7 protein-coding genes are annotated in these 8,764 nt (G+C 76.3%); all 7 read right to left on the bottom strand.

What is annotated here, in order from left to right; translation table 11 throughout:
• On the bottom strand, positions 1 to 648 hold a 648-nt coding region (locus tag ACQRUO_RS36960), incomplete at its 3' end, for a Wzz/FepE/Etk N-terminal domain-containing protein (RefSeq protein WP_428320560.1).
• A gap of 1 nt (position 649) precedes the next feature.
• Positions 650 to 1,774, bottom strand: a complete 1,125-nt coding sequence (locus tag ACQRUO_RS36955) for a glycosyltransferase (RefSeq protein ID WP_428320559.1) — start codon at positions 1,772 to 1,774, stop codon at positions 650 to 652.
• Positions 1,771 to 2,565, bottom strand: a complete 795-nt coding sequence (locus tag ACQRUO_RS36950) for a polysaccharide deacetylase family protein (RefSeq protein ID WP_428320558.1) — start codon at positions 2,563 to 2,565, stop codon at positions 1,771 to 1,773. Before ACQRUO_RS36950 ends, ACQRUO_RS36955 begins: the two co-directional genes overlap by 4 nt.
• On the bottom strand, positions 2,555 to 4,285 hold the full coding sequence (locus ACQRUO_RS36945; RefSeq protein ID WP_428320557.1) for a lipid II flippase MurJ: 1,731 nt from the start codon (positions 4,283 to 4,285) through the stop codon (positions 2,555 to 2,557). Before ACQRUO_RS36945 ends, ACQRUO_RS36950 begins: the two co-directional genes overlap by 11 nt.
• A complete protein-coding gene (locus ACQRUO_RS36940; protein ID WP_428320556.1) occupies positions 4,282 to 5,655 on the bottom strand; it encodes an O-antigen ligase family protein in 1,374 nt (457 codons plus the stop codon). The genes ACQRUO_RS36945 and ACQRUO_RS36940 overlap by 4 nt, the downstream gene beginning before the upstream one ends.
• Before the next feature lie 6 nt (positions 5,656 to 5,661).
• Positions 5,662 to 7,116: a sugar transferase gene (locus ACQRUO_RS36935; RefSeq protein ID WP_428320555.1), complete on the bottom strand. Its 1,455-nt coding sequence runs from the start codon at positions 7,114 to 7,116 to the stop codon at positions 5,662 to 5,664.
• Between the two features lie 379 nt (positions 7,117 to 7,495).
• Positions 7,496 to 8,623: a glycosyltransferase gene (locus ACQRUO_RS36930; RefSeq protein ID WP_428320554.1), complete on the bottom strand. Its 1,128-nt coding sequence runs from the start codon at positions 8,621 to 8,623 to the stop codon at positions 7,496 to 7,498.
• Between the last annotated feature and the right edge of the window lie 141 nt (positions 8,624 to 8,764).

Genomic DNA, 8,764 nt, shown 5'->3' with positions numbered 1-8,764 from the left:
GGCAGCCGGCTCCGCCCCGGACCCCGCGACCGGCTCGCCCGTGGCCACCGGCACCGGCCCGACCACGGCCGCCGCGCCCGCCCCGCCGTCCCCGCCCTTGCGGCGGACCATCATCCCCAGCGCCCCGACCAGCACCCCGGCCGCCCCGCCGACCGCCACGTCCAGCGTGCCGCTCGGCGTGGTGGGCTTGTCCGGCTCGGCGGCGGCCGCCAGCGGCACCAGCTTGACCCCGGTCGCCTTGCTGCTGGTGTTGGCGAACGAGACCAGCGCCTTGGCCACCGCGTCGGCCGCCCGGACCGCGTCCTCGGGGTGCCCGCCGTTGCCGGCGATCTCGATCACCGGGGCGTCCGGCGAGGTGGTCCCGGCCACCAGGCCGGCCAGCTCCGCGCTGCTCCGCCCGGCCTCCGGGGCGGCCAGCTCCAGCACCTGCGGCTGGGCCGCCAGCCGGCCGTAGGCCTGCGCGAAGTTCACCGCCTGCGCGGCCTCGGTGGTGCCGTCCGGGACCACCACCACGTAGGAGTTGGCCGTGTAGACCGGCGGCGCCACCACCGCGTAGCCGGCCCCGGCCACCGCGCCCAGCGGGACGGCGGCGGCCAGCGGCCACCAGCGGCGGACCAGCGCGCGGGCGCCTCGCTCGGTACCGGTCATCTCAGGACTCCCTCCCGGCCGGGACGGGCCGGGTGGCGCCGCCCAACCGCTCGTACAGCTCGCCCAGCCGGGCCGCTGTGCGGACAATGTCGTAGTGCGCCACGGCCGGTGGCCGGGGCAGCGGGACGGCGAGCGGTGCCCGGTCGAGCGCGAGCAGCGCCTCCCGGTAGGCGGCCACCGTGGAGGGCAGCTTGCGGGCGCCGGGAGCCGCCGCGGCGGGCAGCTCCTCCAGCGCCGGGCAGCCGCTGTGCAGCACCGGCAGCCCCGCCGCCAGGCCCTCCAGCACCGCGAGCCCGAAGGTCTCCTCGGCCGACGGCGCGGCCAGCACGTCCATCGCGGTGAGCAGCTCGGGCACCTCGGTCCGCTCGCCGAGCAGCAGCACCCGCCCCTCGACCCCGAGCCGCTGCGCGAGCTCCCGCAGCGCCGCCCGCTGCGGCCCCTCGCCGACCACCAGCAGCACCGCCCCCGGCAGCCCGGTGAGCGCCTCGACCAGCACCTCGAACCGCTTGCCCGGCACCAGCCGCCCCACCGCGCCGACCACGAAGGCGTCGCCCGCCACCCCGAGCCGCCGGCGCACCGCGGCCCGCCGCTCCCAGGGCACGGCGAAGCCGGCCGTCTCGATGCCGTTCGGCAACACCGCCACCCGCTGGGCCGGCACTCCCCAGTCGGCCAGCGTGCCGGCCACCCGCTCGGAGACCGCCACCGTGGTGCTGCCGAGCCGTTCCGCCGCCAGGTAGAGCGCCTTGACGCCGGGGCTCACCGCCCGGCCCTCGATCGTCCCGGCGTGCAGCGAGTGTTCGGTGGCCAGCACCGAGCGCACCCCGGCCAGCCGGGCGGCCAGCCGCCCGTACAGGCCGGCCCGGTAGAGGTGGGTGTGCACCACGTCGTAGCGGCCGCGCCGGATCAGCCGCACCAGCCGGGGCAGCACGGCGAGGTCGCGGTTGCCGCGCATGTCCAGGTCGTGCACCGGCACGCCCTCGGCCCGCAGCGCCGCCGCCACGCTGCCCGGGTTGGTCAGCGCCGCCACCTCGCAGCGGATGGCGGGCGGCAGGTGGCGGACGGTCAGCAGCAGTTGCTGCTCGGCGCCGCCGGCCGCCAGGCCGGTGATCACGTGCAGCACCTTCACCGCGGCACCGCCCGGTGCCGGCGCAGCTCGGTGACCACGTCTCGCAGGCCGTGCCGGCCGCGCTTGGCCCGCAGCCGCCAGGCGCCGTCCCGGTCGCCGACGTAGCAGCGGGGCAGCGCGAACCGGCCGGCCAGCGGGGTGTGCTGGATCGCCACCGCGTAGTCGTAGCCGGCCTCCTCGACCGCCCGGATGGCCGGCTCGTCCACCGCGCCGTACGGGTAGCAGAAGCCGCCGACCGGGGCGCCGAGCAGTTCCTCCAGCCCCCGGCGGCTCTCCCGGACCTCGGCCCGCAGCTGCTCGGCGGGCAGCCCGGGCAGCGCCAGGTGGGTCAGCCCGTGCGAACCGATCTCCCAGCCGGTGCCGGCCAGTTCACGCACCTGCTCGACGGTGAGCAGCGCCTTGCGCGGGCCCTTCACGTCCCAGAAGTTGTCCCCGCCGAGCCGGTCGGCCACCACGTACGCGGTGGCCGTGAAGCCGTAACTGCGCAGCACCGGGACGGCCTGCCGGGCGAAGTCCGCGTAGCCGTCGTCGAAGGTCAGGCCGACCAGCCGGTCGCGCCGCCCGGCCGCCCGGGCGGCCAGCAGCTCGCGCATGCTGACCCCGCGCCAGCCGCGGGCGGCCAGCCAGCGCATCTGCTCGGCGAACCGCTCGGGGCCGACGGTGAGCAGGTAGGGGTCCTCGTCCTCCTCCGCCACCGAGTGGTACATCAGGATCCAGGGCCGCCCGGACCGGCGGCCGGTGCCGATCGCCTGCCGGGGGACCCGGGAGGAACGGGTGAGTTCAGCGACCATCGGGCAAGGTTCCTTCCTCCAGCAGCTCATCCCCCGCCACCGGGCGCCCGGCCCGCGGGCCGCGGACCGCGGACCGCAGCGGGACCAGGACGCGCGCCACCGGCCTGGTCACCTCGCGGGCCCCGAGCAGCGTGCCGAGCAGCAGGTAGCCGGCGAGCACCGCGGCGCCGCCCGCGGCGAGCGACAGCACCGGTTGGTGCACGGCCGCCGCGACCGGTGCGCCGGCCGCGGTGGCGCCGGCCGCGGCCAGCAGCAGCCGGCCCTGGCCGGCCAGCACCTGGCGGGTGCGCAGCGCGATGCCGCGCAGCGCGAGCCCGCGCAGCAGCAGCACGGCGGCGGTGGTGATGCCCGCCGCGTTGCCCGCCGCCAACCCGAGCGCCCCGAAGCGGGTCTCGGTCAGCAGGTCGACGGCGGCGGTGACCAGCAGGCCCAGGCCCATCGCGGCCACCGGGTACCAGTCGAGCAGCCGGGCGCCGGCCTGCGCCGCCCGCACGTCCTCGGCCCGCCGCACCGCCGGGCGCATCGAGAAGAAGGGCCGCACCAGGACGCCGGTCAGCGCCTGGGCCAGCAGGCCGAAGCTGTAGACCTGGATCACCTGGGCGGTGGCGGCGGTGTCGGCGGCGTCGAAGGCACCGCGCTGGAAGAGCACCCGGACCACCGCCGGGGCGCAGGCGATCAGGAAGGCGGTGCCGGCCAGCACCACCGCGGCCGCCTGGCCCAGGTCCTTCTCCACCCGGTCCCGGGCCGCCGCCAGGTCACCGGCCGCCAGCGCCCGGGCCACCAGCGGGAAGGTGACGGTGCAGATCAGGATGGCCGTGGTCATCGCCAACTGGCTGACCTTGGCGGCGTAGTTGAGGTGCGAGATGGTGCCGGCCGGCAGGGTCGAGCCGAGGTAGCGCTCGATGAACACCTGGGACTGGCGGGTGAGCGTGAAGGCGGCCACCGGCAGCAGGGCGAGCGGGCTGAGCCGCAGCCCGCGGGGGCCCGCGGCGGTGCGCGCGCGGGCGGTGCGGCCGCGGCGCAGCGCGCCGAGGAACGGCCCGATCAGCACCCCGGCCATCAGCAGGCTGCCGAAGGCCACCCCGAGCGCGGCCGCCCGCACGCCGAGCACCGTGTGACCGAGCGTCAGCAGGGCCAGGATGCCCAGGTTGTAGGCCACGTAGATGGCGGCCGGGGCGGTGAACCGGTGGTGCGCGCGCAGGGCGGCGCCCAGGTAGCCGGCCACCCCGAAGGAGGGCACGGTGACCGCGGTGATCCGGGTGCAGGTGATCGCCAGCGTCGGGTCGGCCAGGCCGGGGGCCAGCGTGTGCACCACCTCGGGCGCCCAGAGCATGGTGGCGCCGGACAGCGCGCAGAGCCCGGCGACGAACCAGGGCAGCGTGTCGCGGGTCAGCTGCCGGACCGGGTCGGGCCCGTCCGGGCGTTCCTCGCGCAGCACCAGGGCCAGGCTGAAGGCCGGGACCATCAGGAACGCCATCGCGTCCTCGATCAGCAGCGGCGCGGCCGTCTCGGGCACCGTCCAGGAGACCAGGAAGGCGTCGGTGCCCTCGTCGGCGCCGAAGAACCGGGCCAGCAGCAGGTCGCGGAGCAGGCCGAGGGCGGAGCCGGCCGCACTGAGCAGGGCGGTGATGCCGAACGCCTTGGCCAGGAAGGAGGCGCCGCGGGTCGCCTGCTCCGGGGCCGCGGCGGGCGCGGGGAGCAGGTCCTGACTGGTCGTCATGCCGAGGGCTCCCCGATCGGCCCGGTCCGCCCGGCGGGCAGCGCCCACCAGGCCGCCAGTCCCAGGATCACCGAGGTGAGCACGGTGGTGGTGCCGCCGATGTCCGCGTAGAGGAAGTCGACCAGCACCCAGCAGAGCAGGCCGACCGCGGCCGGCCCGAAGGTCCCCGGGCGGCGCAGACAGCCGAGCAGCAGGGCCAGGAAGAGCCCGCCGTAGGCCACGATGCCGACCAGGCCCTGCTCGCAGAGCACCAGGAAGTACATGTTGTGCGGGGAGAGCAGCGGCTCGCGTTCGAACCCGATGGTGGAGTCGGCCGCGTCGCTGCCGGAGGAGAGCCGCAGCGGGGCGTGCGAGTCGCGCAGCTGCGGGAAGCTCTTCGGTCCGGCCCCGGTGACCGGGTGGTCGGCCCAGATCGCCCGGGCGGTGGTCCACAGGTCGTAGCGGTCGCTGACCGAGTGGTCCTCGTTGCCGCCGGAGACCGAGCCGATGCTGTCCAGCCGCTCGGTGACCCCGCCGCCGCCCGCGCCGAGCCCGCCGACCACGACGATCGCCGCCGCCAGCCCGAGCCCGGCCCAGCGCAGCGCGAGCCGGGCGTCCGCCTTGAGCAGCAGCACCCCGGCGGCCACCGCGGTGGCGATCCAGCTGCCGCGGCTGAAGGAGACGGCCAGCGGGAAGACCAGGAAGGCCGCGCAGCCCAGCAACCACCGCCGGGCCCAGCTGCCGCGCGGCAGGGTCAGGCCGAGGCCGAGGGCGGCCAGCAGGCCGTAGCTGACCACGCCGGACATCGCCATGATGTCCAGCGCGCCGAAGGTGCCGACCGCCCGGATCGGCTCGCCGGTGTAGGAGGCGCCGGTGTGCGTCAAGTACTGCTCGGCGCCCACGCCGCCCTCGATCAGCGCGGCCAGCACGAAGGCGCCGAGCACCAGGTGCAGGTCGGTGCGGTCGCGCAGCGCGGCCAGCACGGCGGCCGGGACCAGCACGAAGATCTGCACCAGCCGGACGAAGCCGGTCAGGCTGGCGGCCGGGTCGATCGAGGTGACGGTGGCGGCGGCGGCCGCGGCGACCACCCCGGTGAAGAGCAGCGCGGCGCCGCGGCCCAGGCCGATCGGGCGCCCGCGCAGCAGGTCCAGCGCGAGCAGGGCGACCAGCGCGAGCGAGGCCAGGTCGGCGGCGGTGACGTGGACGGCCGCGGTCACGTCCTTCTCGCCGGTCGGCACGCAGACCAGCAGGACGGTCGCGGCGGCCAGCAGGCTGGGCCGGCGCAGCGGGGCGGTGGCGAGTGCCCGGAGCAGCTCGGGCCAGGGGCGGTCGAGCCGGGCCCGGCCCAGGGCGAGGGTGCCCCGGGGGCCGAGGGGAAGCGTCTGGGCCACCTGCGGTCAGCTCCCGTCCGGACGGAGCATCAGCGCGGCGGTGCGCAGCAGGATCTTGACGTCCTGCCAGAGGCTCCAGCTCTCGATGTAGCGGTTGTCGAAGCGGGCCCGGTCCTCGATCGAGGTGTCCCCGCGCAGCCCGTTCACCTGGGCCAGGCCGGTCAGGCCGACCGGGACCCGGTGGCGGTCGGCGTACTCCGGGTAGGCCTGGCTGAACCGCATGACGAAGTAGGGGCGCTCGGGGCGCGGGCCGACCAGGGTCATGTCGCCGCACAGCACGTTCCACAGCTGCGGCAGCTCGTCCAGCGAGCTGCGGCGCAGCAGGTGGCCGATCCGGCTCATCCGGTGGTCCTGGGAGATGTTCCAGTGGGTGGCCGACTCGTGCTCGTTGGTCGGGCGCAGGGTGCGGAACTTGAGCAGGGTGAAGACCCGGCCGTCGAGTCCGGTGCGCTGCTGGCGGAAGAGCACGCCGGGGCCGGTGTCCAGCCGGACGGCCAGGGCGCAGGTGGCGAGGACCGGGGAGACGGCGAGCAGGCCGAGGCCCGCGGCGAGGACGTCGACCGTGCGCTTGAGCAGCCAGCCGGGCCGGCGGCGGGCCGGGCGCGGCAGCCGCAGGCAGGGGTAGCCCCACAGGTGGTCGCCGCCGGCGGCCGGGGCGCCGGTGCTCAGGCCGCCGTGCTCGCGCAGGCTCGGGACCAGCCAGACCTGGCAGCCGAGCCGGACCGCCTCGCGCATGGTGGCGGCGGTCTTCGCCTCGTCGGCGGCGCCGGCGGTGGCGATCAGCCGGACCACCCCGTGCCGGCGCACCTCGCGCTCCAGCGCCTCGCAGCCGCCGAGCACCGGCAGCGGGGAGTCGCCGGGCAGCAGCACCGGGTCCGGGTCGAGGTAGCCGACCGGGCGCATCCCGTACTCCGGGTGCTCGCGCAGCGCGGCGGTGATCCGCTGGCCGAGCGGGCCGGCCCCGAGGACCAGGACCGGCACCGGGCGGCGGCGCCGCAGCCGGCGCAGCAGGCCGTAGACCGCGGTCCGGCCGAGCGCGGCGAGCGTGACCAGGGCGGTGAGCAGCGCCAGCAGCCGGGCCCAGCCGGCCGGGCCGCCGGACGGCCAGGCGCCGCCGAGGCAGTCCGAGAGGGTGATCGCGAAGGCCAGCGCGACGGCGGCCCGGGTGGCCAGCGCGGGCACCTCGTCCAGCGCGGAGGGGCTCATCCGGGTGCGGTAGAGGCCGCCGGCCAGATTGAGCAGCAGCAGGATCGGGAACATCGCGGCGGCCGCGCCCAGGGGGTGGGCGCGGGCCGAGGCGCAGCCGACGGAGCTGGCGCACAGGGCGGCCAGGTCGACCACGAGCAGGGCCGCGGGGAGCAGCACGGCGGACCGCAGACCGCGACGGTGCCGGCCGAGCTGGGCGGTGCTGCGGGTCCGGGCCTGCGTCGGCCGGGTGGGCCGGTCGAGCAGCTCGGTCATGGGCCGACGACCGCCTGCCGCAGTTCGCCCGGGACGCGGCACACTATCGTGGTCAATGGTCATCAGCGCACGAACTCCCCTGCAGTGTGCCCTTGGTGGTGGATTTCGCGTTCCCGTTCGGCAGACGTTCGGACAAGCTCGTACCAGGGCCGGGCCACAGGTTTCGAACTATTGACGAAGCAGCGGAACGAAGTGGGCAAAATCAGACATTACCGAACGACGGCTAAATTCCCGGAAGTTGATGGGGAAGTTGACTTGCCATTTCATTCCACCCGCCCATTAATACTTATTTCCGACTTGCTCGCTGGGCACGACCTGAACGGGTGATCGACTTCGTCGCCCCTACCGAACAACAAGCACGTCACTGCCTGAGAAACGATCAGATCCGCGTGGGGACACGGGGAGTCGGCTGGCCCTCGGTGATCGACTTCTGGTACAGCTCGGCCACCCGGGCGACCACGGTGCGCACGTCGTGCCGCTCCGCCACCCAACTGCGGGCCGCCGCACCGCGCCGGGCGCACTCCAGCGGATCGGCCAACGCCGCCGCCAGCGCGTGGGTCAGCGCCGCCGGGTCCTCGGCCGGCACCAGCGCCCCCTCCCGCTCCTCCGGCGGCAGTTGCTCGCGGGCCCCGGGCACCTCGGAGAGGATCACCGGGCGGGCCATCGCCATCGCCTCCAGCGGTGCCAGCGCCATCCCCTCCCAGCGCGAGGGCAGCACCACCAGGTCGGCCGCCGCCAGCCACGGGCGCGGGTCGGCCACCTCGCCGGCCAGGTGCACCCGGTACGGCTCGGGCAGCGCCCGGGCCTGGGCGGCCAGCGCCTGGGCGTCGGGGCCGCCGCCGACCAGCGCCAGCCGGGCGCTCGGCACCCGGCGCAGCACCGCCGGCCAGCTGGCCAGCAGCACGTCCTGCCCCTTCTGCCGGCACAGCCGCCCGACGCAGACCGCCAGCGGCTCGGAGAGGTCCAGGCCCAGCGAGAGCCGGGCGGCGCGGCGTTCGGCGGGCGTGTGGTGGTCCAGGTCCACGCCGTTGGGGATCACCTCGTACGGGGCGCCGACCCCGGCCGCCTCGCCGTCCCGCCGCTCCTGCTCGCTGACGCAGAGCACCGAGGTCGCCCAGCGGGTCGCGTACTGCTCCCACCGGGTACTGGCGGTGGCGAGCGCTCCGGTGGCGGCGGCGAAGGACCACGCGTGCGGCTGGAAGACGGTGGGCAGCCGGCCGCGCAGCGCCAACCGCCCGGCCAGCCCGGCCTTGGCGCTGTGCAGGTGGACCAGGTCCGGGGCGGTGACCTGCACCAGCCGGCGCAGCCGGGCCACCTCGCCGGGCACGCTGGGGCCCGGCGAACGGCGGGCCGGCCAGTCGAGCAGCTCGGCCCCGGCCGCCGCCGCCTTCTGGCCGAGCCGACCGCCGGGCGGGCAGGCGACCAGCACCCGGTGGCCGGCCTCCCGCTGACCGCGGACCAGGTCGGCGACCACCTGGGCGACACCGCCGTCGACCGGCTGGGACACGTGAAGGATCGTCAGATGCACGGGCGCGAGCCTAGGGCCTGTCCGGCGGATCTTTGCGGATCAGCGCGCGGCGTTGGGCGCCCGGCTGGGCGTGCCGGCGGTTCGTCCTCGTACTGGGTCGTACTTGGACGAACCGCCGGC

Source organism: Kitasatospora sp. LaBMicrA B282 (genome assembly GCF_050325825.1).
Taxonomy (GTDB): Bacteria; Actinomycetota; Actinomycetes; order Streptomycetales; family Streptomycetaceae; genus Kitasatospora.
The sequence above is the reverse complement of the archived record's forward strand: the minus strand, read 5'-3'. Positions and strand labels throughout refer to the sequence as shown.

Excerpts from the sequence above, each read along its gene's own strand:
- ACQRUO_RS36950 (WP_428320558.1), bottom strand. The coding sequence starts at position 2,565 with ATGGTCGCTGAACTCACCCGTTCCTCCCGGGTCCCCCGGCAGGCGATC.
- ACQRUO_RS36945 (WP_428320557.1), bottom strand. The coding sequence starts at position 4,285 with ATGACGACCAGTCAGGACCTGCTCCCCGCGCCCGCCGCGGCCCCGGAG.
- ACQRUO_RS36935 (WP_428320555.1), bottom strand. The coding sequence starts at position 7,116 with ATGACCGAGCTGCTCGACCGGCCCACCCGGCCGACGCAGGCCCGGACC.